The sequence below is a fragment of the Megasphaera sp. UBA4382 genome (genome assembly GCF_002391155.1).
Lineage (GTDB): Bacteria > Bacillota > Negativicutes > Veillonellales > Megasphaeraceae > Megasphaera > Megasphaera hexanoica.
The window spans coordinates 1-827 of the sequence record NZ_DGRS01000003.1 but is presented as its reverse complement, the minus strand read 5'-3'; the positions used below and the strand labels follow the sequence as shown (position 1 = coordinate 827).

Genomic DNA, 827 nt, shown 5'->3' with positions numbered 1-827 from the left:
CCCGCCGTATCGACCGGATGGCTGCAGGGCTGTAACCGCAGGCGGCAACGGCAGCCATGATAACGGCTACGACTTCAGGCGGTATTTCACTATCCGATGGGACGTCTTCTATAGCATCTGTTTCCGGCTCTTCCACAGAGGCAGTCTGCACCGGTTCTTCTGCCACAGTTTCCGCCACTTCCTGCACAGCCGGTTCTGCCGGTTCTACAGGAGACGAAGCTGCTGCCGGAGAGGCCGGAGCCGCAGCCAGTTTTTCTTCTGCCGCGTTCAGGCGTGCCTGAAGGCCATCCCGTTCTTTCTGCAGGGCTTTTACATCCGCAGCCAGCGATTGAATCTTGCTGTTTAAAATATACCAGCCGAGCAGGAGCAGCACAGCCAGGGCAATCAGGGCCGCTAATACGAGTTCCATCGAAATGGCTGATGTTTCTTCCATGACCTGATTCCCCCTTATAACGGAATATTACCGTGTTTCTTCTGCGGCCGGTCTTCCCGCTTGCTGTAGAGCATAGCCAGGGCATTGATGATGCGCGGACGCGTTTCTTTCGGATCGATGACGCAATCGACATAGCCGTGTTCCGCCGCTTTGTACGGTGTCAGGAATTCCTTGATATATTCCTGTTTCTTGGCTTCCTTGTCGGGATCGCGTTTGAAAATGATGTCAGCTGCTCCATCAGGTCCCATGACGGCGATTTCCGCTGTCGGCCAAGCAAATACCATGTCGGCGCCGAGCTGGCGGCAGCACATGCCGATGTAGGCGCCGCCGTAGGCTTTGCGCGTGACGACCGTCACTTTGGGAACCGTCGCTTCGCAGTATGCGTAGAGCAGTT

2 protein-coding genes are annotated in these 827 nt (G+C 56.1%); both read right to left on the bottom strand.

The window, feature by feature from the left end; translation table 11 throughout:
• On the bottom strand, positions 1-433 hold a 433-nt coding region (locus B4H10_RS00060; RefSeq protein ID WP_292017954.1), incomplete at its 3' end, for a hypothetical protein.
• A gap of 14 nt (positions 434-447) precedes the next feature.
• On the bottom strand, positions 448-827 hold a 380-nt coding region (locus B4H10_RS00055; protein ID WP_292017953.1), incomplete at its 5' end, for a carboxyl transferase domain-containing protein.